This window comes from Vicinamibacterales bacterium (genome assembly GCA_036504215.1).
Taxonomy (GTDB): Bacteria; Acidobacteriota; Vicinamibacteria; order Vicinamibacterales; family Fen-181; genus FEN-299.
The window spans coordinates 1-26,209 of the sequence record DASXVO010000061.1 but is presented as its reverse complement, the minus strand read 5'-3'; the positions used below and the strand labels follow the sequence as shown (position 1 = coordinate 26,209).

The following is a 26,209-nucleotide window of genomic DNA, read 5'->3' as shown; positions in this document are numbered from 1 at the left end:
CGCTACACCCTCTTGAGCGCCTTCGACACGCCCCGCGTCTCGCCCACGTACCCGATCCACGGCTTGCAGCGCTTCATGATGAAGTCCACCATCGCCTCGTACTTCACCGGCGTGATGAACATGCAGTAGCTGTAGCCCGCCTGGTCCACCTTTTCGATGGACGCCGTGTAGAGGGCGAGGATCGCGGCCCGGCGGGCCAGGTCGGGCCGCATGAAGCTGAGCGTGAACCGCACCGTGTCGGCCGACACCCGGTGGTTGATCACCCAGCCCACCAGTTCGCCACGAAGCCGCATCGCGAGGCTCGACTCGGGTTCGTATCCGAGCTTCTCGTGGGCCCACGGCTCGAGCCCCTCGGCGATCCACGGGTCCTTCGCGTTGGCGTCGAACAGCCGCTTCTTCTCCTCGGTGGTGACCGTCCGCCACGGCACGATTTCAGCTCCGCGCGGAACGAGATTGCGGCCGTACCACGGCGTGGTCCGCGCCTCTTCCGGCGTGAAGCGGACCGTCACCGTCCGCAACACGGGCGGATCCCAGCCGCGCTTGGCCAGGACGCGCTCGAGCGCAACGATCGATTCCTTCCCGGTCATGTAGGTGCCGTCCACGCGGTCGACACCTTTCGCGGCGAGCGCCGCCTCGGTGTCCGCGAGTAACTCGGTCGCGAGGCCGTGTCCCCGCAGGTCCGGATACACGAAGAGCGACAGCATCTCCGCCTGCGCCGGCGTGTTCTCGGGAATGGCGGCCAGGCTCAGGCCAACCGCCTGCCGTCCGAGCATGGCCACGACGCCGACCGATTGGACGTTCTGCCGGTCTCCTTCACTCGGAAACCGGGGCGCGGGATACATCAGCAGCAGGTGACGGAACCGCGGGAAGGTCATCGCCTCGCAGCCATCAGCCAGCGACGCGTCGAGCGGCACGATCCGGATGTTGACGTTCGGCTCCATCATGCCCTCCTCATTACGCTTTCGAAGCCCGCCACCGAGGGAAGTGGAGCGTCGGACACGCGAAGCAGTTCGAAGCCGATGCCCGACAGCCCCTGGAAGAACCCCGGTTGGAACGTGCCGTGTTCGAACCCGGCCACGTGCGCGCCCGCGGCGCCGTGACGCTGAACACGGACGGCAATCGGTTCGGCGAGACGCCTGGCCGAGTCGATCCACGCTCCGATCTGCAGGCTGCGGCCCGCCACGAGCAAGGCCTCGGCGCGCGACAGCGTCCCGCAGCACAGGTGGTCGAACCGTGAAGCGCCAGCGCGTCCGGTCGTCTCGGCGGCCATCCGAATATCGGCATCGAGCGCATCGACGTCGCAAGACGCGGCCATCGGCCGCATCAGCGCCCGCCCCAGCGCGATGCCCGCGGCCCCATGGCACCAGGCGGTCATCATCGTCGTCCCGCCGTCGCTTCGCACGCTCGGCCAGTTGCCGTCGGCCGGCGAGAAGACCGCGCGCTCCCAGGATACTGCGTCCGCGGCGGCGCGGGCCGCACCTGCGGAGCCGGTTGCGGTCGCCAGGCGTGCCAGGGCGTATGCAGCGCCGGCCGCCCCGTGCGCGAATCCAGCGCGCAGCCGACCGTCGGGCGAGGCCCACGCCGCCGTGTCGCCGGACACACGCCGCTGCCGCCGGATCAGCAGCCGCCCCGCTCCCGCGGCCCGATCCAGCCACTCGGATTCACCCGTCGCGTCGTGCAGCGTGAGCAGCGCGACCAGGGCACCGGCGAGGCCACCGACCAGGTCGAAGGCGTCGGACGCATCGAGCATGGTGTCGGTCAACTCGCCAGCCAGCGTCCGCGCCGGCGCGAGCCACGACGGGTCACCTAGAAGCCCGCTCGACACCGTCAGCGCATAGACCACGGATGCGACGCCGTTGCCCGCGCCCACGCCGTCGATGCCCCGGGCACGCAACGGATTATCCGCCAGATGCGTACGGAGCGTCGATAGCGACGCGAGTGCCGGCTCCAGCCATCGTGAGCCACAAACGCCCGCGAGCGCCGAGAGGAACAGCGCGGGCCCTGCCGCGCCGCCGTAGAGGTCGAGCCGACGTCCGAACACCGGCCATTCGAGGCCACCGCCCCGCTCGACGCCAGCGGCCAGCAACTCCTCACCGATGGCCTCCGCTGCGGCAACCAGTGCGTCCTGGTGGCGAGGCGCGATCGTCAGGTCGACCGGTCGCCGTTGCCGAAGAGCCCCGCGTATCGAGGCGCTCTGTCGATCGAGATCGTCTTCGCTCATCTCCGCCAGGCGCCGAGCCACGGCCTCGGCGCCGCTCGAGCGATAGTGCCCGGTGATCCGCCCGCCGTCTGCAGCCACGAGATCGCGGGCACTCGTCGAGACGCTGAATCGGGGCAGGTCGGCCCGCTCGAGCGCGTGGCGCTCCTCGGCCACGAGCGGCCACAGCGGGGGCGGCGCCGGCTCCCGGCAGAACACCCGGTTCAGCGCGTCGAACGCGATGCTGCGATCGACGCCAGACCGCCAGTGGGCCGGCGCGTCGAGCACGCGGAGCACCGTCGCGTAGCGGTCGCTCGGCCGGAACAGGAGACGCGTTGGGTGGCCCGCCAGGCTCGCGATCAGCACGGATGCCAGCTCGTCCCGGTTCGCGTCGATGAACCGGTGCGTCGCCTCGTAACCCTCGACGAGGTCGTTCACGAACGCGTCGGGCGCCTGGATGGTTTCGCCGCACGTCACTCCGTTTGCCTGGACCGGATCGGTCTCACGACACGTTGTCGCCTCGACCGCGTCCGAGCGAAGGCCGCTCCATGCCAGGCGGCCGATCTCGGCCGTGCGCGCCTGCGCCGGCCGAAATCCACCGATGTCGTAGTACTCGCCCGTTGCATCCTGATGTCGGAGCGAGATCAACCCGGTGGAGAGGCAACTCGACGTGCTGTCGTCGCCGTCCTCCCCGCCTTCCGAGAGGCCGACCGGCTGCACGAGCGCTTCCGCGTCGACGAGCGATGGCCCGTGAGCGGTGGCGATGATGTTCTCCCCGTGCAGGTCGCGCGCCCGGAGCAGATGCGCCACGCACGTCAGCCCGCCGGCACGGCGATAGTACGCACGCACGGCGTCGGCATCAGGCTGGGCTGCCTGCTCCGCGTACTCCACCCATCCGTAGCCGTGACGGACGAGCACCGTCAGCGACCGCGGCACGTCGGCGAGCCCACCGCGGCGCAGCCACGCCAGGCACTCGTTGAAGGCGAACTCGAGCGCGATGTCCCGCGGCTTGTACACCAGGCGATGGCCGTTCTGGAAGTGCAGCACGGCGACGCGCCGGCCCTCGTCGTGGCGGTCCGACAGCGCGGGATTCAGGCGAGCGATGGTGGCGGCCGCAAAACCGAAGTGGGCGGCAATCGCGGCCGCGTCGGTGGCGAGCCGTTCGAGCATTTCCGCGGCCCCGACGACGGCGCTGTGGACGAGCCAGACCACGTGGCGGGCAAGCGCCGGAAACCCGTCCCAAAGATCCGTCAGGCCGCTCTCCAACAAGGCGCGAACGAACCCATCGTACACGTCGCGCGGCACCCGCCCGGGCGATAGGTCCGAGGGCGCCTCCGGCCCAGAGTGGGACCGGGCCGCCGTGGCCGCTCTGGCGGCACGGTACCGTTCGAGCAGGATCTGCTCGCCCGCGCGGGAAATCTCCGACAGGAGCTGGTGCTCGAGCGCCAGACGCGCGGCAGGCATCAGGAAGCCTGAGTGCGTGCACTCCGCGAGCCGTTCACGGAAGAGCCGAGCGCACGGCAGCCATACATCGGCGAATGGGACCTCGTCCGTACCGCCGAGCGACCGCACCTCGGTTTCCCATCCATCAGTGCCGTAATCGCGCGCACACGCCGCCGCCAGGGCTGTCAGACGCGGAAGTGAGTCGACCCACGGCGCCGTGAGCATGGCTGGCGCCGGGTCTGTGAGCGCCGGCGTCAGGCGATCCACAGTCAGATCGTCCCATGCGAGACGCCGCGTCCACGCGATTTCGTCGCCGCCGCTGAACAGCCGCACCCATCGCGCCCGGCGTGCACGCACCTCGTCGCCCTCTGGAGCGCCGCCACAACCTGCGGTGGCAGTCAGGCGTTCGTCGAGTGTGGCCGCGCGCCAGCCGATGTCGATGAGCGTGGACATACAGTGCGCGGAGGCAGGGACGTCGTGCGGATTCGAACGCACGGTGTGGCCCATGAGGGAGGCTCCGAGAGGTGGGAACGGATGGGCGCTCGCGGACGCACGGTGGCGTCCGCGAGCCGCCAGAACGTGCGAGGCTAGCCCAGGTTGACCACGGTGGACAGGACGCTGTCCTGGCAGGTCTTGTCCAGGAATCCGCCGGCGACCTTCTCGAGATCCGAATCGCTCAGTTCGGCGCCTTCCTTGGGCTTGTAGGGCAGCACCAAGTAGTACGTGTCAGCCGTCTCCTCGATGACCTTGATGTTGACGTTGTTCGGGATCGCGGTCCCGAGCTGACGGGACATCAAGCCACGCGGATCCTTGACGAGCTGATCGTAGTACTTCGGGTTGCTCTCTGCCTGCTCAACGATTTTGTCCAGCAGCTGTCCACGGGTAACGGTCATGCTTCACCTCCACGCATAACATGGTTGGGGGTTTGACGGCTGAATCCAGCCGCGATGTCGGACAGACCCATAGCAACTGGCGTGCCCATCTGCAATGTCGAGAAAGCCCTATGGATATCCTGTGTCAGCGTGCCGACAGCCTCGACTTTGGAGGCGGGGCGCCATTCTGGCGCGCCCCACCTCCAGCAAGCTGTAATCGGCCGCAGGTCGGAGGCCGCGGCGCGACGGCGTACGGAGCCACGGTCGTCGTATCGCAAGTAGATGACGTGACGGGCGGGACCGGCTCGGCGTCAGTTGGGCAACGAGTAAAGGCCGTACGCGAGCGGATCGTTGGTGATCGTGGTCACCTGTTTGCACGGCGCGATGATGCCGGCTGCGTCGTAGGGCTTCGACCCGCCCGCCGGGATGTCGCGCACCCAGTCGAGCGCTGTGAAATCGTTGCCGCTCGAATCCTTGACGTGGAACCGGATGTCGACGTGCACGGGAATGGAGGACGTGTTCTTGACCGTTCCCCGCACGTGGCAACAGCAGATCGTATCCGCATTCGCCACCGCGGTGGACGATGGCGCCAGCTGCCGCGTCTCGATGGAGACGGTCAACGAGGGGCCGGTCACCTGGCTGCAGGCCGTTATCGCCACTGCAGCGACGAGGGCTGCGGCCGTCGCACACGCCAGACGCGCAACTTGGATCATGGTTGGCTCCCTCGCAGTGGTCTGGTTTATAAGCCCAACGGCGGCAGAAAGCAAGCGCTTTCAGACCAGCCGCAATTACCGGACGTCGCCGTCGGGTTTCAAGTCGTGATGCCGCAGAAAATCCATGAACCGCTGGTAGTCGGACGTCGGGATGCGCAGAAGCACCAGGAGGTCACGGTAACTGCCACGAGTCTCCGCAAGCCCTTTCTTCACGAACGCCCGCACCTGCGAGCGGTTGAGTTCCCGTTCCATGAACGGCGTGTGGATCGCCGTCCAGAAATCCCCGCCACCGACGACCACGCGCTCGAACAGATCGTCGGCCGAGTCGTCGCGGCTCAGGCCGCCGAAGCCGAGTTGCGCCTCGAAATCGGGTGGGTTGATCGTGTCGCCGTCGGCCAGCGCATATCCCATCGTCGCCACGCTGATCACCTGGCGCACGTTGCCGGGCCAGTGGTACGGCGTCAGCAGGTCGAGCGACTCTCGGGAGAACTTCTTCGCCACGCCGTACTTCTGATGGAGGCGGAAGAGCGCGTAGTCCAGCAGGAACAGCCAGTCGTCGCCGCGCTCGCGCAGCGGTGGCACCTTGAGCATGAAGTAGTGCAGCCGGAAGAACAGGTCGTGGCGGAACTGCTGCGCCACCATCAACTGCTCGAGCGGACGGTTGGTGGCCGCCACAACCCTGACGTTCACCGTCGTGCGGAAGTCGGCACCGAGCGGTTGGAACTCCCCGGACGCGAGTGCGCGCAGCAACATGACCTGCGCGCTCATGTGCAGATCCGCAATCTCGTCGAGGAATACGACCCCGCCGTCGCCGGTCTCGAAGCAGCCCTTGCGATCGGCAATGGCGCCGGTGAAGCTGCCCTTCCGGTGCCCGAACAGTTCGCTGACCGTGAGGTTGCCGTCCTGGTACTGCGGGCAGTTCACAGAGACGTAGGGCTTCGTTCGTCGCGGGCTCAGCAGGTAGATGGCCTGTGCGAGTGACTCCTTGCCGGTTCCACTCTCCCCGGTAATGAGCACGGGTTCGTCGTAGGCCGCGACCTTCTGCAGGCGCGCGAGAAGGCCCACGAAGCTCGGGTGCTGTCCGATCATGTCCACGGCCCGCCCCGCTCCCCACTCCTCGATCGCGAGGTGTCGGGCGCGAAGCGCGACCTCGCTGTACGCACCATGGATGGTGGATGACGGATCGGGCGGCAGCCTGTCTGGGAATCCCAGCGGGCGCGTATGCGGCAACGGCCGGAGCAGGTCAGGGTTCCCAACACTCGGCATGTGCAGAACTGTCCCAGGGAGTCCTCGGACGCGAGAACCACGAGGGTCCTGACCGGTGGAGAGGGCCATGGCGCACCTCGGTCCTCGAACACGGCCAACCGGGTTCCCGGCGAGCCACAACACCCAGACTAGGTCGGCAACGCGCCATTATCCTCTCGACGCCAAATCCGTGCAAGGGGACGAAGATAGGGCGCTCGGCGCGCGCCCCGGAGACGTGCAACAGATGCTGGTGGTGCAGGGACTGCGGCCCGTGTTCGCCGGCCTCGCCATCGGGGTGGTGGCGGCCCACGATCCGACGACCATCGTCGGGGTGGCGGTCCTGCTGACTGTCGTGGCGGCGATCGCCTGCTATCTGCCCGCGCGCCGCGTCACGGCGGCGGACCTGCTGAGGGCGCTCCGCTACGAATAGTCGAGCTTCCGGCGGTCGCACCCCTTGACAGGGGCCGTCTCCAGTTCGACATTGGAGACACGCTCTTGCCTCGTACGGGTCCCTTTTCCCTCGGATCCCACAAGGAGGGACGACGTGCGCCCTGCCACTCTCCGGATGAATCTTCGTGTTTTTACGGCGTTCCTGGTCGTCGGCCTCGGGATGCTGGTCGTGGCCAGCTACCTGGTGCTCGGCGTCGGCCAGGCACGCCTGCGGGACGCGTGGGGTCTCCACCTTCGCCAGGTGGCGGACCAGACGGCCGCCTCCGTCGATGCCTACGTCTACCGCCGCATCATCGATGCCACGGTGCTGGCTCGCATTCCCCAGGTGCGTGACGCTGCGGCCGCGGACAGCCGGCAGGCGTTCGATCGCAACGCCGCGCTGGTGTACGACCGCGACTGGCAGCAAGCGGGCGCACCCCCGCCGACCGTCCGGGCGATCCTCGGAAACAAGACCTCGGGCTTCCTCGCGGACGTCGCGGCGATCAATCCGATCTATCGCGAACTCCTGCTGACGGATCGGTACGGCCGCCTCGTGGCGGCCTCAGGCACGACCAGCAACTACCTGCAATCCGACGAACCATGGTGGCGGGAGGGGTTCGGCGATGGCGTCCGCGGCCATCTGGTCGTGGGGGACGCGCGGTATGACGACAGCTCGCGGAGCTGGGGCATCGAGATCGTGGCCCCGGTCGAGGATCCGGCGGGTGGGTCGGTGGTCGGCGTGCTGAAGGCGGTGGCCGATATTCGAGAGGTCGGCGCGCTATTGGGCGGCGTGAGGATGGGACAGACGGGCGATGCGGTCCTGCTCCACGAGGATGGCTCGTTCGTGCTGGGCCTCCGTCCGATCGCCGCGAACGCCCGTTTCTTCGCGGCCGACATGCTTCGTGAACGGCTGGCCGCCATCCAGCAGGGCCAGCCGCAGGGGCCGCTGCACTTCGGCGCCACAGCGGCTGACGGCTCCGCCCGTCTGGTCGGTGTGGCCGCGAGCCAGCTCAAGGCAAGCTACCCGCATCTCAACTGGCTCGTCGCGGTCTCACAGGCCGACGAAGAACTCTTTGCTCCGGTGCGGGCCGAAGCCACGTCGTTGCTGGTCGTGCTCGGCCTCACCGCGCTCGCGGTCGTTCTGTTCGCTCTGTGGTACTCGGTGCGCCTGGCCGCCCCGACCGAATCGGCTGAGATGGACATGCACCTCGTGCGGCACCCCCACGTCCACCGCATGGAGGAACCGGAGGAGGCCGAAGCCGAAGAAGAGCCAGTGAAGGAAACTGTCTAGGTTTGGGAGTTCGCGTCCGGAAGCGCAATCTCCGCCGGGTCCGCGTCGGTGCGGACCACACGCCATTCTTGTACCTCGGCATCGAAGTCCGCGATCCGGTCGAGCGGCAGCTTGACGTACTTGCCGACGCCGGTGGCGGCCACCTCACCGTCCGGCAGCAGCACTTCCCCGGTGCCTTCGAACTGGCGTCCGGCCTCGCTCACGATCCGTCCGACCACCCGCAACTCGACGCCCAGCGGAACCGGCTTCTTGAAGCGCGTGGTGAATTCGACGGTCACGCCCCACACCTCCTCCTCGTACTTCATCATGATCGCGCGCCCGATGGTCTCGTCGAGAATCGCGGTGATCATGCCGCCGTGGAGGCGTCCGGGGTAACTCTGATGCTCGTCGCGAGGGGTGAACAGCGCAACGAGCTCACCTCGGCCGGTTTCGTAGAACGACGCATTCAGGCCGCCGTCGTTCTTGAGGCCGCAGACGAGGCACATCCGTGAGTTGGGTTGCTTGCGAGTCACTGGGTTGGGCATGGGAGTGCGAGCCGAAGACCGAAACCACGGGGCACGAACGACCACTGATCGTAACAACTCCAGGCGCGATCAGCAACCTCGGCCCCAGCGTCCCCGACCGGCGCGCCGGTCCCCGAACTCCCCGCCCGACCCTCGAATCCGACACCCTCAGCGACTCCGCGGAGAGTGGCTGTCGTTCCTGACGATGCCCTGCGACCGGAGGCGAATCAACTCGTCTGGGGAGACGTTCTTGTAGCCGTGCTCCTGCACCCGGCGAATGAAACTCGGGCCGATGCCGTGATCGCGAAGACGGACGAGTTCGCTGACCGACAGCGACTTGTACCCGAGATCCTTCAGGTCGGCGACGTAGTCCGGCGTCACGCCGTGCTCGCGCAGTTCCACCAAGTCGGCCACCGGGAGCTTCTGGTAGCCATGGCCGGCCAGTTCCTTGATGTAGCCGGACGTCACGCCCCGCTCACGGAGCATCACGCACTCGTCGAGTGTCAGCTTGTCGTAGCCGAGCGAGCGAAGGTCTCGGATGTAGGAGGGAGTCAACCCGCGGTCCCGCAGTCGGCGGAGACCCTCCAGCGGTGGCACGGCGAAGCCCATGGCTTTCAGCTCGCGGCTGAATTCCGGCGTGACCCCGTGGTCGCGCGCATCGACCAGTTCGTCGATCGTCAGCCCTTTGTAGCCGGCCGCTGCCATCTCATCGATGAACGACTTCGTCACGCCGTGGTCCCTGATGCGAACGATCTGGTCGAGCGGGAGCCCCTTGTAACCACTTGCCGTCAGCGCTTCGATGTACTCCTTGGTCACGCCGTGATCCCGCGTACGGACGAGCTGGTCCAGAGGCAGGTCCTTGTAGCCGGCGGCTCGATACGCCTCGATGACCTCCTTGGTCACGCCGTGATCCCGCACCCGGATGACCTGATCGAGCGGCAGATCCTTGTAGCCGGCCGCCTGGAGGTCGCGCACGTAGGAGGCCGTCGCGCCGTGGTCGCGTGCGCGGACAATCGTCTCGGCGGTGAGGTCTCGATAGCCGAGCGCCCGCAGTTCCTTGATGTACTCGGTGCCGGCGCCGTGGGTGCGCATCCGCACGACCATGTCGAGCGGGAGGTTCGCAAAGCCGAGAGACTTGAGCTCCCCGATGAGGCGCGGTCCGATGTCGAACGCCGCCATGCGGAACGACCCGGCCGCCGATTGGTCGGTGAGCGTGTAGCCGAGCGCCTTCATCTCACCTTCGTACGCGGCGCGCGGACTGAAGCTGAACAACCCCGCGCCGCGGCCCTCCCTGAAGCTGCCCTGGAAGTGCAGCGTGCCTGCCTCGCGGCTCATCTCGAACTGGATGTTCTCCGCCGTCAGGTGCTCGCCACCGCTCGGGAGCCCGGCGAGGGCCGCCAGCGGGTAGGACTGGCCGAAGTTCCATTCGCCCCGCCATCGACTATCCTGTTCGCGGCGGCGTTCCACATCCCCCGTCCTCAACTGAAGGTGGATCTCGTCGCTGAAGACCTGGGCCGTCCACTCGCCCCGCACGGGGCCGACGGCAGTGGCACCCGGCGCCTGGCCCACCGCAAGACGGCCCATCGCCGTAACCACGAATACCGTCAGTATCAGTCTCTGTCTCAACATGGCGTCGTACCTTTCAACGAGAGGTGAAGATTCGCCCACATTCCTCCGGCTGGCAACTGAAATGGGGGCGGCCTGCTCGAACAACGTTCGTCATCAACTTCTTGGATGGCCGTTCCCTCCGAAGGGTTGGGAGAGGGTTCCAACCCAGGGCCCGGGTCCGACATCTAATCCGGCAGAGGGACGAGAGTCTCAGCCGAAGCGAGGTATGCCTGACTGAACCGTGGACCGTGGAGGGAATGAGCGACGAGCGCGCCGACGTCGCCTTGACCTGTGAAGGCGACGAGCGTGCGTTCGAACGTCTCTACCGCCGCCACGTGTCGCGGATCCATGGTCTCGTACGCCGGATGGCCGGGTCCGAGGCGGTCGACGAGCTGACCCAGGATGTGTTCGTGCGCGCCTGGGAGAAGATCCACACCTTTCGCGGCGAATCCCAGTTCGGCACCTGGCTTCATCGTCTGGCGGTCAACCTGGTGCTCGAGTACCAGCGGGTCCACGCCCGACGGCAGCGCCACGAGGCTGACGATGAGCAGGCGGTCGATGGTGCGGTGGCCGCGCCGCAAATCGCCGGATTCGGCATAGACTTCGAGGCAGCGGTCGAGCGGCTGCCGGAAGGCGCGCGGCAGGTGTTCATGCTCCACGACGTGGAGGGCTACAAGCACCGCGAGGTGGCGGCGCTCGTTGGCATTACCTCCGGAACCTCGAAGGGGCAACTGCATCGGGCACGGATGATCCTCAGGCAGCACCTGGGCGCCGGCCCGGCGCCTGGAACCCGGAGCCTGGAGCCGAGGAAACCATGAAGGGGCAGGACGGACGAGGCGGCACGGCGGACTGTCATCAGTGGCGTGACCGCCTGTCCGAGTATCTCGATCGGGAACTACTCGAGGCGGAGGAGTGTCGCCAGGTCGAAGAACACCTGTCGACCTGCAGCGAGTGCCGGACGGTACTGGACGAACTGCGACAGGTTTCGGCTCGTGGGGGTCGGATGCGTGCTGACTCCGAGCCGACAACGGACCTGTGGCCAGCCGTCGCACGCCGCCTGACCCCTCGCGCGACGATCGCCGTTCCGACGGCAGTCGGCCGCCCGAAAGAGGTGCGAAGGAGACCGCGGTGGATGGCGCCAGCGCTGGCCGCCGCAGCGGCCGTCGTCCTGGCTTGCGCCGCGACGCTTGGCTGGTGGCTCCGGCGCGCTCCCGCCGGCGAAGACACGACCGACACAATATCCGTCTCACAGGTGGCCACGCCGCCGACGGCCGCCGACCGTGAATACGAGGTCGAAATCGCAGGACTCCAGCGCGTCGTCCGTACTCATCTGACCTACGACCCGCACGTCGTGGTGGATCTCGAGAGGAATCTGGCCCGGCTCGATGTCGCGATCGCGGACTACAGGAAGGCATTGTCGCAGCAGCCCGGAGACTCGCACCTGCAGCGGCGGTTCAAGGCGGCGCGGGAACAGAAGCTCGAGGTGCTCCGGCAGGCGGCGACGCTGGCCGCGGGCGGCAGCAACTGATCCAAGATCGGGGTTCGACGCTGATGCAGATGACCGGAATGCGGTTGACGCAGTTGGTGGCGGCTGTGGCGCTCGTGGTTGGCGCCGCCGGAGCCGCGCCGGCCGCCGAGTTCGATCGCACGGTCCCGGTGTCGAAAGGCACGCGGCTCGACGTCCGGCTCTTCGGTGGCGAGGTCGTGGTTCGCGCCTGGGACAAGGATGCCGTCCGGGTCAGGGCGACGCACTTCCGGTTGGACACGATCGAGATCGCCACGGCTCGGGACGCCTTGACCGTCCGGACGCGAGCCGCTGGTGGGGCCCCTCACGCGATCGACTTCACGATCGACGTGCCCTCGTGGATGGCCATCACCGTCGGCGGCACGTATCTCGACGTGTCAATCGAAGGGACACGAGGAGATGTGACCGCCGAGACCGTCCGCGGCGACATCAAGGTCGTCGGCGGCGCCGGCACGATCGTGCTGAAGTCCGTGGACGGTCAGGTGTCGCTCGACGACGGGCGCGGGCGGGTCGAGTTGCACGCCGTCAACGAGGGTGGAATCCGGGCGACCGGGGTGAAGGGCGATCTCGTCGCCGAGACCGTGAACGGTGAGGTCACGCTCGAGCGGGTCGAGGGTGCGACGGTCGAGGTCAGCACCGTCGGCGGGGACATCAGTTGGGACGGCACGATGACGCCTGGCGGGCGATACCAGTTCGCCACCCACAGTGGCGGAATCGACGTCTCGCTCGACCCGCAGGCCAGCGTCTCGGTGAACGTTCGCGCGTACCAGGGGGTCTTCCGGGCCAGATTGGCGGTGGAGCTACCGAGCGCGGCCGCCCGCAGCAAGCGGTTCAGCTTCGTCCTTGGAACCGGCGCGTCCCGACTGGACCTGGAGACCTTCACGGGCACGATCACCATCAGGGGTCGCACCGAGCGTCCGGCACGCCGGCGCTGACCGACCTTCGTCAGATCCCTCTCCCTGAGTGATTTCGTCCGACCTTCTCGACAAACGCCGCGACCGCTGCGATGTACCTCTCTTGTTCCTCGTCCGGGATCATGTGCCCGGAGCGTGGAAACTCGACGATCCGACACGACGGGATCGTCCTCGCATAGAGCTTGACCGCATCGTCCGGGAGATCGGACGGAATCCCGGCACCCGCATTCCGACCGACGAAGACGGTGACGGGAATCTGCAACTCCGACAGCCGCGCCGAGAAGTCCACCGCCATCGCCTCGCGCTCGAGCCCTTCGAGCGCCGCACGCCGCATGAAATTGAGCACCGGCACGCCGAGGTAGACGAGGTTCGACCAGAACTCGACGTACCCCGGCCCGGGCCGCTGATGCACCGGAGGCTGGTCGACGAGGATGAGGCCGCGCATCTCCCGCTGGTGCTCGAGGGTCCAGCCGAGCGCGTAGGATGCGCCTCGCGAGAAGCCCAGAACGCAGTACTCCCGGAGCCCGCAGTGCTGTACGACCGCGTGAATGTCGGACAGGTGGTCGGCGAGGTCGTAGCCGGCGGGCGGAGTCGAACTCAAGCCCCGTCCGCGGAAGCTCAGCGCCACCGTGTGGCTCCGCAACCCGGACAGCAGCGGAATCGCCCGCTCGGCGGGCTCCCACAGCCCGCCCACCACCAGCAACGACGGCGTCGCGGGCGATTCGACGCCGTTGTCCAGCACGTGCACGGCGACCCCGCCGTTGTGGACGAAGAAGCTCTTCATGCCTGTGGCATACCGCAACACCCGGCAGGGACGAACCCAAGACGCGACGTCACCGGGGATGGATCGCCCGCGCGGGCGCGCCTCGACCGCGACGGCACCGCCCGACGGGTCGCACAGTACAAACGTAAGGGGCGAAGATCCTGCGACCCTCGCCCCTGAACCGACTGGCTATCTCGTGCATCGACTGACTGCGTCAGTTCCGACTGACACTATTCTCCAACATCCCCGCCCCTCGGCAGCACGCCTTCCTCGGGCTCGACGAAGTACTCCATCTCCCGTTCGAGGGCGAGTTCTTCCTCGGTCGGCGGCGGCGGAGGCGGCGGCTCGTCCGGCGGGATCCGCACGGAGCGGTAGTACTCGAAGCCCGTGCCCGCCGGGATGAGCCGGCCCATCGTCACGTTCTCCTTCAGGCCGCGCAGGTAGTCCACCTTGCCCGAAATCGAGGCCTCGGTGAGCACCCGCGTCGTCTCCTGGAAGGAGGCCGCGGAGATGAACGACTCGGTCGACAGCGACGCCTTGGTGATGCCGAGGAGAATCGGCCGGCCCTCGGCGGGACGACCGCCCTCGGACAGCACGCGTTCGTTCTCCTCGAGGAAGCGGAACTTGTCGACGACCTCGTCGATCAGGAACTCGGTGTCGCCGACTTCCTTCTCGACCTTCACCCACCGCATCATCTGCCGGGAGATGACCTCGATGTGCTTGTCGTTGATGTTCACGCCCTGGAGCCGGTAGACCTCCTGGATTTCGTTGACCAGGTACGCCTGCAGTTCCTTCTCGCCGAGCACGCTGAGGATGTCGTGCGGGTTCCGCGGACCATCCATCAGCGGGTCGCCCGCCCGGACGTGCTCGCCTTCCTGGACGTTCACGTGCACGCCGCGCGGGACCGAGTACTCGCGATCCTCGGCGCCCGGCTCGTCGGGCACGATCTGGATCTTGCGGAGCCCCTTGACCGTCGGCCCGTACTTCACGATGCCGTCGATCTCGCTGATGACCGCCGGGTCGCGCGGCTTGCGGGCCTCGAACAGTTCGACCACGCGCGGCAGGCCGCCCGTGATGTCCTTGGTCTTCGTCGTCTCGCGCGGGATCTTCGCGAGGACCTGGCCCGGCTCGACCGTCTCGCCGTCGCTGATCATGAGGTGGGCGCGTGACGGCATGTGGTACTTTCGCAGGACCGTCTTGCCGTCGGCCTTGCGGATTTCGACCGCAGGCTGCTTCTTCTCATCCGGCGAATCCACGATGATGTAGCGCGACAGGCCGGTGACTTCGTCCGTGTCCTCGTGGACCGTGACGCCCTCGATGATGTCCTTGAACCGGACGACGCCGCCCTCTTCGGTGAGGATCGACGACGTGTACGGGTCCCACTCGACCAGGACCTGGCCCGGCTCGACGTGCTGGCCGTCCCTCACCTTCAAGCGCGCGCCGTAGACGATCGGGAACCGCTCCTTGTCACGGCCCTTCGAGTCCTGCACGACGAGCGACCCGGTGCGGTTCATGACGACCAGACCGCTCCGGCCCTCGACCACCTGGAGTCCCTGGAAGCGAACCGTCCCGGCGTTCTTGGCTTCCTGCGTCGACTGCTCGGTGACGCGCGACGCCGTGCCGCCGATGTGGAACGTCCGCATCGTGAGCTGTGTGCCCGGCTCGCCGATCGACTGGGCGGCGATGACGCCGACCGCCTGGCCGAGTTCGACCAACTTGCCGGAGGCGAGGTCGCGGCCGTAGCAGCGCGCGCACACCCCGCGTCGCGACGCGCAGGTCAGCACCGACCGGATTTTCGCCTTTTCGACGCCCGCGTCCTGCACCTTGGAGGCGAGGTCCTCGGTGATTTCCTCGTTCGCGTCGACGATCGATTCGTTGGTCACCGGGTCGACGATCTTCTCGAGCGACACGCGGCCGACGATACGGTCGCGAAGCGCCTCGATGATCTCGCCGCTCTCGATGATCGCCTTCGCCTCGATGCCGTCCAGCGTGCCGCAGTCCGGCTCGGAGATGATCACGTCCTGCGCCACGTCGACGAGCCGGCGTGTGAGGTAGCCCGAGTCGGCGGTCTTGAGCGCCGTGTCGGCCAGCCCCTTGCGGGCGCCGTGCGTCGAGATGAAGTACTGCAGCACCGTGAGGCCTTCACGGAAGTTCGACGTGATCGGCGTCTCGATGATTTCACCGGACGGCTTGGCCATCAGGCCCCGCATGCCGGCCAGCTGGCGGATCTGCTGTTTCGATCCGCGCGCGCCGGAGTCGGCCATGATGTAGACGGCGTTGAAGCTCCGCCCCTCGGTGTCCATCTCGCCCATCTCGGTGAACATCTCATCGGCGATCTTCTCGGTGACGTCCGACCAGATGGCGATGACCTTGTTGTAGCGCTCGCCGTTGGTAATCGCGCCTTCGAGGTACTGTTGCTCGACCTTGATGACCTCTTCGCGGGCGGCGTCCACGAGCGCCGGCTTCTCCCGCGGGATGACCAGGTCGTCGATACCGATCGACAGGCCCGAGCGGGTCGCGTAGTGGAAGCCCAGGTTCTTGAGGCTGTCCAGCATCTCGACCGTGAGCTGGTGCCCGAAGTCGAGGTAGCACCGGTTCACGAGCTGCTGGAGCCCCTTGCGCTTGAGCAGCCCGTTCACGTACGGAATCTGCTTGGGCAGCGCATCGTTGAACAGGACGCGGCCGACGGTCGTGTTGACGATCCGGTTCTGGACCTGCTGGATGTCGGCGTGCAGCACGTCCTGATCGTCACGCTGCATGGCCGACAGATCCATCAGCGCGCCGCTGTACCGCAGGCGGATCGGCGTGAGCGTCTCCACCTCGCCGGCCTGCAGCGCCAGCCCGACATCCTCGGCGTTGCCGAAGGCGCGCCCCTCGCCCTTCGCGTTCGGCCTCGCCTTGGTCAGGTAGTAGCAGCCGAGCACGATGTCCTGCGACGGGATCGCGATCGGCGCGCCGTTGGCCGGTGAGAGGATGTTGTTCGACGACATCATCAGCACCGACGCTTCGATCTGGGCTTCGGGCGACAGCGGGATGTGCACCGCCATCTGGTCGCCGTCGAAGTCCGCGTTGAACGCCGTGCAGACGAGCGGGTGAATCCGGATCGCCTTACCTTCGACCAGCACCGGCTGGAACGCCTGGATGCCCAGCCGATGCAGCGTGGGTGCGCGGTTGAGGAGGACCGGGTGTTCCTGAATCACCTCTTCGAGCACGTCCCAGACCTCGGGGCTGGCCTTCTCGACCATCTCCTTGGCCTGCTTGATCGTCGCGACGAGGCCGCGCTGCTCGAGCTTGTTGTAGATGAACGGCTTGAACAGCTCGAGCGCCATCTTCTTCGGCAGGCCGCACTGATTCAGCTTCAGTTCCGGCCCGACGACGATGACCGAACGGCCCGAGTAGTCGACGCGCTTGCCGAGCAGGTTCTGGCGGAAGCGTCCCTGCTTGCCCTTCAGCGTGTCGGACAGTGACTTGAGCGGGCGGTTGTTGGCGCCGCGCAGAACGCGGCCGCGCCGGCCGTTGTCGAACAGCGCGTCGACGGCTTCCTGCAGGATCCGCTTCTCGTTGCGGATGATGACATCGGGCGCCTTCAGTTCGATCAGTTTCTTCAACCGGTTGTTCCGGTTGATGACCCTGCGGTACAGGTCGTTGAGGTCGGAGGTCGCGAACCGGCCGCCGTCGAGCGGCACGAGCGGTCGCAGTTCCGGCGGAATGACCGGGATGACGTCCAGGATCATCCACTCGGGCCTGTTGCTCGACTTCCGGAACGAGTCCACGACGCGCAGGCGCTTGGCGAATTTCAGCTGCTTCTGCGCCGACGTCTCCTTGCGCATCTTCTCGCGCATCTCGGTGGCGAGCTGCTCGACGTCGACGCGCCGGAGGAGTTCCTTGATCGCCTCGGCCCCCATCTGCGCCCGGAACGCGCCGGGGCCGTAGTCCTCGCGAGCCTTGCGGTACAACTCCTCGGTGAGGAGCTGGTTCTGCTTGAGGTCGGTGTCGCCCGGCTCGACCACGACGTAGGCCTCGAAGTACAGGATCCGCTCGAGGTCACGCAGCGAGATGTCCAGGAGGTGGCCGATGCGGCTCGGGAGCCCCTTGAAGAACCACACGTGGCTCACCGGCGTCGCGAGCGTGATGTGCCCGAGGCGCTCGCGCCGCACCTTGGCCTGGGTGACTTCAACGCCGCACTTGTCGCAGACGACGCCGCGGTGCTTCATGCGCTTGTACTTGCCGCACAAGCACTCCCAGTCGGTGATCGGCCCGAAGATCTTCGCGCAGAACAGGCCGTCCCGTTCCGGTTTGAAGGTCCTGTAGTTGATCGTCTCCGGCTTGGTGACCTCGCCGTGCGACCACGACAGAATCCGCTCGGGTGACGCCAAGCTGATGCGGATGGCGTCGAAGTCCGCCATCAGCGCGCCCTTGTCGTGAAAACTTGGTTTCATAAGGGTGTCCTACGCTTCCTCCAGCACCGGGGTCGCGGGCGGCGGTGCCGGCGGCTGCGGCCGCTTCTTCAGCGGGATCAACTCCACGTCGAGGCAGAGCGACTGCAGTTCACGGATGAGCACGTTGAACGACTCGGGCAAGCCCGGCGTGAACGAGGCGTCACCCTTGACGATCGCTTCATAGATCTTCGCGCGTCCGGTGACGTCGTCCGACTTCGCGGTGAGAAGCTCCTGCAGGATGTGCGCCGCGCCGTAGGCCTCGAGCGCCCACACTTCCATCTCTCCGAACCGCTGGCCGCCGAACTGCGCCTTGCCGCCGAGCGGCTGCTGTGTGATGAGCGAGTACGGCCCGATGGACCGCGCGTGAATCTTGTCGTCGACCAGGTGCGACAGCTTGAGCATGTAGATGTAGCCCACCGTCACCTCCTGCTCGAACGCCTCGCCCGTCATGCCGTCGAACAACCGCGTCTTGCCGGACTTCGGATGGCCGCCCTTCAGGAGCCACGTCTTGATCTCGTCCTCGGTCGCGCCGTCGAAGACCGGCGTCGCGAAGTGGAGGCCGAGCGCCTGGGCGGCCCATCCAAGGTGGGTCTCGAGGATCTGCCCGACGTTCATGCGCGACGGAACGCCCAGCGGATTGAGGACGATCTCGACCGGCGTGCCATCGGGCAGGTGCGGCATGTCCTCCTCGGGGAGGATGCGCGCGATGACGCCCTTGTTCCCGTGGCGACCGGCCATCTTGTCGCCGACCGAGAGCTTGCGCTTCATCGCCACGTAGGTCTTGACGAGCTTGATGACCCCCGGCGGCAGTTCGTCGCCGCGGCGGATCTTCTCCTTCTTCTCCTCGAACAGCTGGCGGATGACCTCCACCTGCCGCTCGGTACGCTCCTCGAGGTCGCGGAGGTCGTCCTGGAGCCGCGGGTCGTCGGAGTTCACCTTCACCCGGATCATCTGGTCGTACAGCAGCCCCTGCAGGACCTCGAGTGTCAGCTCCGTCCCCTTGCGCAGGATCTTCTCGCGACCGTACTCGTCGTACAGGTCGGAGCGGAGAACCTGGCCCTGCAGTGTCTGGACCATCCGCTTCTTCACCTCGTCGTGAAGGATGCGGACCTCGTCCTGCAGGTTCTTCTCCATCATGTCGAGCTCGTCCTGCTCGATAGACTTGGCTCGCTCGTCCTTCTCGATGCCCTTCCTGGAGAAGATCTTCACGCCAACGACGATGCCCTCGATGCCGGGAGGGCAGACCAGCGAGGCGTCGCGGACGTCGCCGGCCTTCTCTCCGAAGATGGCGCGCAGCAGCTTCTCTTCCGGCGTCAGCTGCGTCTCGCCCTTCGGCGTGACCTTGCCGACCAGGATGTCGCCCGACTTGACGTAGGCGCCGATCCGGATGATGCCGCTGTCGTCGAGGTCCTTCAGCGCGCTCTCGGGCACGTTCGGGATGTCCCGCGTGATTTCCTCGGGCCCGAGCTTCGTGTCCCGCGCCTCGATCTCGAACTCCTCGATGTGGATGGAGGTGTAGTAGTCGTCCTTCACCATCCGTTCGGAGACGAGAATGGCGTCCTCGAAGTTGTACCCGCGCCACGGCATGAACGCGACCAGCACGTTGCGGCCGAGCGCGAGCTCGCCGAGCTCGGTGCAGGGCCCGTCGGCCAGCACCTGTCCCTTCACCACCCGCTGCTCGACCTTCACGATCGGCTTCTGGCTGATGCAGGTGTTCTGGTTCGAGCGCTTGAACTTGGTGAGGTTGTAGATGTCAGCGCCCATTTCCTTGCTGGCATCGCCGTCCTCGCCATGCACGCGCACGACCACGCGCTGGCTGTCGACGTAGTCCACCGAGCCCGACCGCCGGGCCACCACGACGGCGCCCGAGTCACGGGCCGTGATGTACTCCATCCCCGTGCCGACGAACGGCGCGCGGGCGCGGAGCAGCGGCACCGCCTGTCGCTGCATGTTCGAGCCCATCAGCGCGCGGTTTGCGTCGTCGTGCTCGAGGAACGGGATGAGCGATGCCGCGACGGACACGAGCTGCTTGGGCGACACGTCGATGTACTGCACGGTTTCCCGCGGCGCCAGGATGAAGTTCCCCTCCTTGCGCGCGTTGACCCGCTCCTGCTTGAGCCGGCCGTCGGGAGCGAGCTCGACGTTCGCCTGCGCGATCACGTACTGGTCTTCCTCCCACGCGGACAGGTAGAAGGAGTAGGGCTCCCATTCGGCGAGCTTGCGGCGCTTGGTCTTGGCCTGGTTGTTCTCTTCCTCGGCGTCAGCGACCTCGATAACCTCGCCGGCCTTGAACTTCGTTCCGCCGGCTGCCGCGATCAGCACGTAGTCGGTCACCTTGCCGTCCTTCACCTTCCGGTAGGGCGACTCGATGAAGCCGAACTCGTTGATCCGCGAGTAGCACGACAGCGACGAGATCAACCCGATGTTCGGGCCTTCCGGCGTCTCAATCGGGCAGATGCGCCCGTAGTGCGTCGGGTGCACGTCGCGCACCTCAAACCCGGCGCGCTCGCGCGACAGGCCGCCGGGCCCGAGGGCCGACAGGCGCCGCTTGTGCGTCACCTCGGACAGCGGGTTGGTCTGGTCCATGAACTGCGACAGCTGCGACGACCCGAAGAACTCGCGAATCGCGGCCATGACCGGCTTCGCGTTGATCAGGTCGTGGGGCATGGCGGTCGCCATTTCCTGGTAGACCGACATCTTCTCCTTGATCGCACGCTCCATCCGGACCAGCCCGATGCGGAACTGGTTCTCGAGGAGCTCGCCGACCGAGCGGACGCGCCGGTTGCCCAGGTGGTCGATGTCGTCCACGGCCGCCGGGTTCCGCCGCAGCTTCAGCAGGAACTTGATGACCTCGTAGAAGTCCTGCGGGTGCAGGATCTTCTCGTCGAGCGGCGTGTTCAGGCTGAGCTTCGTGTTCAGCTTCAACCGGCCGACGCGCGAGAAGTCGTACTTCTGCGGGTTGAAGAACATGTTCTCGAACAGCGACCGCGAACTGTCCTCGGTCGGCGGGTCGCCCGGCCGGAGGCGCCGGTAGATCTCGACGAGCGCCTGGACGTGGTTCTGGATCGTGTCCTTGCGCAGCGTCTGCGAGATGATCGAGCCGATCTCGTCGCGCTCGGGGAAGAAGATGTCGATGCGCTCGACGCCCTTCTCCTGGAGGATCGTGAGCTGCCGCGCGGTCAGTTCCTCGTTCGCCTGGATCAACACCTCGCCCGTCGCCGTGTCGATGACATCCTGCGCCGCGAACGCACCTTCGAGTTCGGCATCGTCGATCCGCACGGCCTCGACGCCCGCCTTCCGCAGCGCGCCGACCGCCGAGTTGGTGATCTTCTTCCCCTTGTGGATGACGATGTCCGAGCCCTTGATCTCGATGTCCTCGCCGGCGCGCAGGCCGACCAGGCTCTCGTTGACCGTCCAGTAGACGCTCGGTTTGAGGTACAGCCGATCGACGGTGTAGAAATTCCGAATGATCTCCTCGGTGCTCTGGAGCCCGAGGGCGCGCAGGAACACCGTGGCCGGGAACTTCCGCTTGCGGTCGATCCGGACGTAGAGCAGGTTCTTCGCGTCGAACTCGAACTCGACCCACGACCCGCGGTACGGGATGATCTGCGCGATGTAGAGGGTCTTGTCCTCGGAGTGGAAGAACGCGCCCGGCGAACGGTGCAACTGCGAGACGATGACCCGTTCGGTCCCGTTGATGATGAAGGTGCCGTTCTCCGTCATCAGCGGGATGTCGCCGAAGTAGACCTCCTGCTCCTTGATGTCCCGGATGGTCTTCACGCCGGTCTCGGGGTCCTTGTTCCAGACGACGAGCCGGATCGTGACCTTCAGCGGCACGGCGTAGGTCATGCCGCGCTCCTGGCACTCGTCCACGTCGTACTTCAGCTTCAACCCGACGGTCTGTCCGCAGATGTCGCAGGCGTCGCCCCTCGCCTCGTTGGCGCGTCCGCAGCGGGGACAGAGCACTTCCCGGTCGCCGAACGGATCGGCCACCAGCGTCGCTCCGCAGTTGGCGCACGGCTTGCGCAAGTGGTGCAGCCCGACGAGCTTGCCGCACTTGCACTCCCAGTTCCCGATCGAGTACTCGATGAACTCGAGCGACGAGTTCTCCCGGAAGTCGGAGATCGGAAACACCGACTTGAAGACCGACTGCAACCCCGCGTCCTCGCGCTCGGACGGCAGGCGGTTCATCTGGAGAAAGCGCTCGTACGAGTTCTTCTGGATCTCGATGAGGTTCGGGATTGGAACCGTCGTCTTGATCTTCGAGAAGTCGATGCGCTCTCGGTATACGTTCTTGGGAAGGCTGTACATCCTGTGAAGATCCCAACTACAGCACCCCGCCGGACGGGGCGCGACGGATGGCCGCGCTTCAGGCCGCAGGCTGCGGCCTGAAGCCGCTCGATCGGGACGCTGCAACTCTGCAGCGGAAGGGACGCGGGTCGACTACTTGATCTCGACCTTTGCGCCGACCTCTTCGAACTTCTTGCGGATCGCCTGGGCCTCGTCCTTGGGCACGCCTTCCTTGATCGGCTTCGGAGCGCCCTCGACCAGGTCCTTGGCTTCCTTCAGCCCGAGGCTCGTGACCTCGCGGACCACCTTGATGACGTTGATCTTCTTGTCGCCCACCTCGGTCAGGATCACGTTGAACTCGGTCTTCTCCTCGACCGGGGCCGCCGCCGCCGCGCCGCCGCCCGCGGGCATCATCATCGGCATCGCCGCCGCCGCGGACACGCCGAGTTCGGTCTCCAGGGCCTTCACGAGCTGCGACAGCTCGAGGACGCTGATGCCCTTGATGTAATCGATGACCTGCTGCTGATTCAGTTCCGACATGTCAGTTCTCCTCGCTCAATTGAAGACCCATTGGCGGACCGGTGTGGTCCGCCCTACGGGTGCAGGACCGGAGCCCTGCGGTGTAGGGCGGGTCGTCGACCCGCCAAGTGCTATGCCTCGCCCTTTTTCTTCTCTGCCTGCGTGAGCACGTTCAACAGCGCCTGTGGGGCCGCGTTGAGGACCGTGACGAGGCGTACCATCGGTGCATTGAGGAGGAACAGCAGCTTCGCGTACAACTCCGGCCTGCCCGGCAGCGCCGCCAGCTCGGTCACCTCCGCAGCCTGAATCTTCCGTCCCTGGACCACCGCCGCCTTGATCGTGAGCGCCGGGGCCGTCTTCGCGAACGTCGTCAGTGTCTTGGCGAGCGCCACCGGATCGGTCCGGGTGTAGACAATCGCCGTCGTCCCCTGGAAGAACTCCACGAGCGGCTCGAATTCGGTGCCCTTCAGCGCGCGCCGGGCCAGCGTGTTCTTGACGACGCGGTACTGCCCCTTCGCCGCGCGAACCTGACGCCGGAGTTCGGTCACCTGGGGTACGTTCAGGCCCTTGTAGTCGAACAGGATCGCGCTGTCCACGTTCTGCAACGCGGAGGCGAACTGCTCGACCGCGGCCGTCTTTTCGTTTCTGGTCAATGCCATGACTGCTGCACCCCTACTTCCTCATCGCCAACTCGACGCTGGCCGTATCGATCTTGATCGCCGGCCCCATCGTCGTCGAGAGGACGATGCTCTTCAGGTACTTGCCCTTGGCCGCCGCCGGCTTCGCCTTCACGATCGCCTCCACCAGCGCGGTGGCGTTCTGCAGCAGGTTCTGGGTCGGGAATGAGGCCTTGCCGACCGGCGCGTGCACGATGCCGGTCTTGTCCACGCGGAACTCCACCTTGCCGGCCTTGATCTCGCGAACAGCCTTGCCGATGTCGAAGGTCACCGTGCCGGTCTTGGGGTTCGGCATCAGACCGCGCGGGCCGAGAACCTTTCCCAGGCGCCCGACCGACTTCATCATGTCCGGGGTGGCGACGACGGCCTCGAAGTCCATGAAGCCACCCTGGATCTTCTCGACGATCTCCTCGCCGGCCACGATGTCGGCGCCAGCCTCCTGGGCTTCCTTCTGCTTCTCGCCGCCAGCAATCGCGAGCACCTTCTTGGTCTTGCCGAGGCCGTGCGGCAGGACGACGGTGCCGCGCACCATCTGGTCGGCGTGCTTCGGATCCACGCCGAGCCGGAATGCGATTTCGACCGTCTCGTCGAATTTCGCGAACTTGACCTTCTGGGCGAGCGGCACGGCTTCGTCGAGATTGAACTGCCGGTCGCCCACCTCCGCCTTCGCGGCGGTGAACTTCTTCCCCGCTTTCCTCATCGACCCTCCCTGTGGTCAACGGGCCCGACCGTCGGACCCTCCCACGCGTGATTCCCGACACCATGCCACAACGACCGGTGTGTCCGGGCGGCCGCAAGCGCCTCCCCTACGCCGACCGTGTCGCCATCATCGAAGGCTCGGGCCTGGCGCCCGCCCATCGGTCACCCAATGACGTCCAACCCCATCGACCGCGCCGTGCCGGACACCGTCTTGACGGCGGCATCGAGGCTCTCGGCGTTCAGGTCCGGCATCTTCAGCTTGGCGATGTCCTCGACCTGCTTCGCGGTGACGGTTCCAACCTTGTTCTTGTTCGGTTCGGCCGACCCCTTCGCGATGTTGGCGGCCCGCTTCAACAGGACCGCGGCCGGAGGCGTCTTCGTGATGAAGGTGTAGCTCCGGTCGGCGTAGACCGTGACCACGACGGGAATGATGAGCCCCTCGTCCTTGGCGGTCTTCGCGTTGAAGTTCTTGCAGAAGTCCATGATGTTCAGCCCGTGCGGGCCGAGCGCCGTGCCGACCGGCGGCGCGGGCGTTGCCTTGCCCGCCGCAATCTGGAGCTTCACCACCGCCTGAATTTTCTTGGCCATAAGTCCTGTCCCAACGATTCCGTAGGGCGGCCCTCGTGGCCGCCCATGCACGGGCAGGCACGAGACCCGCCCCTTCTAGACCTTCTCCACCTGCATGAAATCCAGTTCGACCGGCGTCGCCCGGCCGAAGATGGTGACCATGACCTTCAACGTGTTGCGGTCGGCATTCACCTCGTCGATGATGCCCTCGAAACTCGTGAACGGCCCCTCGTTGATCCGAACGCGCTCGCCCTTCTCGAACGAGTACTTCGGCTTCGGCTTCTCCGCCGCGGCCGTCACCTGGAGGAGGATCTGGTCGACCTCCTCGCGGGTGAGCGGCGTGGGCCGTGCGCCGGCGCCGACAAAGCCCGTGACCTTCGGGGTGTTCTTCACCACGTGCCAGGCGTTGTCGGACATGTGCATTTCGACCAGGATGTAGCCGGGGAAGAAGCGCTTGGGCGTCTCGACCTTGCGCCCACCGCGCATCTCCACCACCACTTCGGTCGGAATGAGGATTTCACCGATTTCGTCCTGCAGCCCGTACGCCTGTACACGCTGACGGAGCGATTCGGACACCTTCTTCTCGAACCCCGAGTAGGTGTGGACGATGTACCACTGTTTCGTCCGGTCGTCGGTCATGCCACACCAAATCGTTTGAAGATCCACTGGATTCCGATGTTGAACACACCGTCCAGCGCGAAGAGGTAGAGACCGAAGAAGATCGAGGTGAGAATCACGACGAGCGTCGTGGCGTAGACTTCCTTGCGGGAAGGCCAGGTGACGCGCTTGAGCTCGTTGCGGACCTCGGTGAGGAACGTCCGGAAATTCCCCATCCATCCAGTGACATTGCCGCCGGCATCCTTGACGTTATCGATGATGGCCACGGTCTTCACCGCCGGTTCCTAGCGTTTCAAAACGAGTCAGGGGATCAGGGGTCAGGAATCAGGGGTCAGGGGGCTGTCCCTGAACCCTGAGCCCTGATCCCCGATCCCTGCCCGACGTAAGTGGCAGGCCAGGAGGGGATCGAACCCCCAACCCCCGGTTTTGGAGACCGGTGCTCTTCCAGTTGAGCTACTGGCCTGTGCGCTACTTCGTCTCCCGATGCGCCGTGTGCGTGCGGCAGAACGGGCAGAACTTCTTGAGCTCGAGACGCTCGGTCGTCTTCTTCTTGTTCTTCGTCGTGTTGTAGTTCCGGCGCTTGCACCCGGTGCACGCCAGGATGATGATGTCACGCATAACTGCTACTCGCTCGCTTCGGTCTCTAACAGGGGCCGGGATTCAGGATTCGGGATTCGGGCACCGCCCGGTCCTGACGCCTGGTACGGGCGGTTCGCGAACCGCCCCTGCGCCTGAATCTCCGCCTATTCCAGGATTTCCGTCACCGTGCCCGCGCCCACCGTGCGTCCGCCTTCGCGGATGGCGAACTTCGAGCCCTTCTCGATCGCGACCGGCGTGATCAGTTCCGCCCGGATGCTCGTGCTGTCGCCCGGCATCACCATCTCCACGCCCTCCGGC

Annotated in this window: 22 protein-coding genes, 1 tRNA gene and 1 pseudogene; 5 read left to right on the top strand and 19 right to left on the bottom strand. The window is 66.3% G+C overall.

The features are described 5' to 3' along the window. Positions 1–2 precede the first annotated feature (2 nt). The 5 genes from VGK32_18645 to VGK32_18625 form a co-directional block, all read right to left on the bottom strand. Positions 3–944 (bottom strand): GNAT family N-acetyltransferase, encoded by a 942-nt coding sequence (locus tag VGK32_18645; GenBank protein ID HEY3383785.1) that lies wholly within the window; start codon positions 942–944, stop codon positions 3–5. After that, on the bottom strand, positions 941–4,093 hold the full coding sequence (locus VGK32_18640) for a type 2 lanthipeptide synthetase LanM family protein (protein HEY3383784.1): 3,153 nt from the start codon (positions 4,091–4,093) through the stop codon (positions 941–943). Before VGK32_18640 ends, VGK32_18645 begins: the two co-directional genes overlap by 4 nt. Before the next feature lie 134 nt (positions 4,094–4,227). Next, entirely contained in the window at positions 4,228–4,533 is a 306-nt protein-coding gene (locus VGK32_18635) for an NHLP leader peptide family RiPP precursor (protein ID HEY3383783.1), read from the bottom strand. Between the two features lie 290 nt (positions 4,534–4,823). Further along, positions 4,824–5,225, bottom strand: a complete 402-nt coding sequence (locus VGK32_18630) for an FxLYD domain-containing protein (protein HEY3383782.1) — start codon at positions 5,223–5,225, stop codon at positions 4,824–4,826. Positions 5,226–5,300: 75 nt separating this feature from the next. Beyond that, positions 5,301–6,491 (bottom strand): sigma 54-interacting transcriptional regulator, encoded by a 1,191-nt coding sequence (locus tag VGK32_18625; GenBank protein HEY3383781.1) that lies wholly within the window; start codon positions 6,489–6,491, stop codon positions 5,301–5,303. Between the two features lie 223 nt (positions 6,492–6,714). On the opposite strand from VGK32_18625, the gene VGK32_18620 reads away from it, so the two are divergent. Both VGK32_18620 and VGK32_18615 read left to right on the top strand, forming a co-directional pair. Continuing rightward, on the top strand, positions 6,715–6,900 hold the full coding sequence (locus VGK32_18620; GenBank protein ID HEY3383780.1) for a hypothetical protein: 186 nt from the start codon (positions 6,715–6,717) through the stop codon (positions 6,898–6,900). A gap of 114 nt (positions 6,901–7,014) precedes the next feature. Beyond that, positions 7,015–8,190 (top strand): cache domain-containing protein, encoded by a 1,176-nt coding sequence (locus VGK32_18615; GenBank protein ID HEY3383779.1) that lies wholly within the window; start codon positions 7,015–7,017, stop codon positions 8,188–8,190. On the opposite strand, the gene VGK32_18610 is transcribed toward VGK32_18615, so the two are convergent. After that, positions 8,187–8,675 (bottom strand): PaaI family thioesterase, encoded by a 489-nt coding sequence (locus tag VGK32_18610; protein HEY3383778.1) that lies wholly within the window; start codon positions 8,673–8,675, stop codon positions 8,187–8,189. The two genes, VGK32_18615 and VGK32_18610, sit on opposite strands and share 4 nt — an antisense overlap. Positions 8,676–8,861: 186 nt before the next feature. Beyond that, entirely contained in the window at positions 8,862–10,322 is a 1,461-nt protein-coding gene (locus tag VGK32_18605; GenBank protein ID HEY3383777.1) for a hypothetical protein, read from the bottom strand. Positions 10,323–10,558: 236 nt separating this feature from the next. On the opposite strand from VGK32_18605, the gene VGK32_18600 reads away from it, so the two are divergent. The 3 genes from VGK32_18600 (at position 10,559) to VGK32_18590 (ending at position 12,761) form a co-directional block, all read left to right on the top strand. After that, a complete protein-coding gene (locus VGK32_18600) occupies positions 10,559–11,119 on the top strand; it encodes an RNA polymerase sigma factor (protein HEY3383776.1) in 561 nt (186 codons plus the stop codon). A 314-nt stretch (positions 11,120–11,433) separates the two neighbouring features. Further along, positions 11,434–11,829 (top strand): hypothetical protein, encoded by a 396-nt coding sequence (locus VGK32_18595; GenBank protein HEY3383775.1) that lies wholly within the window; start codon positions 11,434–11,436, stop codon positions 11,827–11,829. Positions 11,830–11,852: 23 nt separating this feature from the next. Further along, positions 11,853–12,761 carry a DUF4097 family beta strand repeat-containing protein gene (locus VGK32_18590; protein HEY3383774.1) on the top strand — a complete coding sequence of 303 codons (909 nt, stop codon included), beginning with the start codon at positions 11,853–11,855 and terminating at the stop codon, positions 12,759–12,761. Positions 12,762–12,771: 10 nt separating this feature from the next. On the opposite strand, the gene VGK32_18585 is transcribed toward VGK32_18590, so the two are convergent. From VGK32_18585 to tuf, 12 genes and pseudogenes are all read right to left on the bottom strand, one after another. Continuing rightward, positions 12,772–13,524, bottom strand: a complete 753-nt coding sequence (locus VGK32_18585) for an alpha/beta hydrolase (GenBank protein ID HEY3383773.1) — start codon at positions 13,522–13,524, stop codon at positions 12,772–12,774. Between the two features lie 209 nt (positions 13,525–13,733). After that, positions 13,734–17,942 carry a DNA-directed RNA polymerase subunit beta' gene (gene rpoC, locus VGK32_18580; GenBank protein ID HEY3383772.1) on the bottom strand — a complete coding sequence of 1,403 codons (4,209 nt, stop codon included), beginning with the start codon at positions 17,940–17,942 and terminating at the stop codon, positions 13,734–13,736. Between the two features lie 75 nt (positions 17,943–18,017). Then, a pseudogene (rpoB, locus tag VGK32_18575) lies at positions 18,018–22,253 on the bottom strand (DNA-directed RNA polymerase subunit beta). Positions 22,254–22,385: 132 nt separating this feature from the next. Continuing rightward, on the bottom strand, positions 22,386–22,772 hold the full coding sequence (rplL, locus tag VGK32_18570; GenBank protein HEY3383771.1) for a 50S ribosomal protein L7/L12: 387 nt from the start codon (positions 22,770–22,772) through the stop codon (positions 22,386–22,388). Positions 22,773–22,882: 110 nt separating this feature from the next. After that, on the bottom strand, positions 22,883–23,410 hold the full coding sequence (gene rplJ / locus VGK32_18565; GenBank protein HEY3383770.1) for a 50S ribosomal protein L10: 528 nt from the start codon (positions 23,408–23,410) through the stop codon (positions 22,883–22,885). 13 nt (positions 23,411–23,423) lie between these two features. Continuing rightward, positions 23,424–24,128: a 50S ribosomal protein L1 gene (rplA, locus tag VGK32_18560; protein ID HEY3383769.1), complete on the bottom strand. Its 705-nt coding sequence runs from the start codon at positions 24,126–24,128 to the stop codon at positions 23,424–23,426. Between the two features lie 161 nt (positions 24,129–24,289). Continuing rightward, complete coding sequence (rplK, locus tag VGK32_18555) at positions 24,290–24,715, bottom strand: 50S ribosomal protein L11 (protein ID HEY3383768.1); 426 nt, start codon at positions 24,713–24,715, stop codon at positions 24,290–24,292. Between the two features lie 75 nt (positions 24,716–24,790). Then, entirely contained in the window at positions 24,791–25,333 is a 543-nt protein-coding gene (gene nusG / locus VGK32_18550) for a transcription termination/antitermination protein NusG (GenBank protein ID HEY3383767.1), read from the bottom strand. Next, positions 25,330–25,578, bottom strand: a complete 249-nt coding sequence (secE, locus tag VGK32_18545) for a preprotein translocase subunit SecE (GenBank protein HEY3383766.1) — start codon at positions 25,576–25,578, stop codon at positions 25,330–25,332. The genes nusG and secE overlap by 4 nt, the downstream gene beginning before the upstream one ends. A gap of 121 nt (positions 25,579–25,699) precedes the next feature. Beyond that, positions 25,700–25,775, bottom strand: a tRNA-Trp gene (locus VGK32_18540). A gap of 5 nt (positions 25,776–25,780) precedes the next feature. Beyond that, complete coding sequence (rpmG, locus tag VGK32_18535) at positions 25,781–25,930, bottom strand: 50S ribosomal protein L33 (protein HEY3383765.1); 150 nt, start codon at positions 25,928–25,930, stop codon at positions 25,781–25,783. Between the two features lie 125 nt (positions 25,931–26,055). Beyond that, positions 26,056–26,209, bottom strand: a 154-nt coding sequence (gene tuf / locus VGK32_18530) for an elongation factor Tu (protein ID HEY3383764.1), incomplete at its 5' end; no start/stop codon positions are given.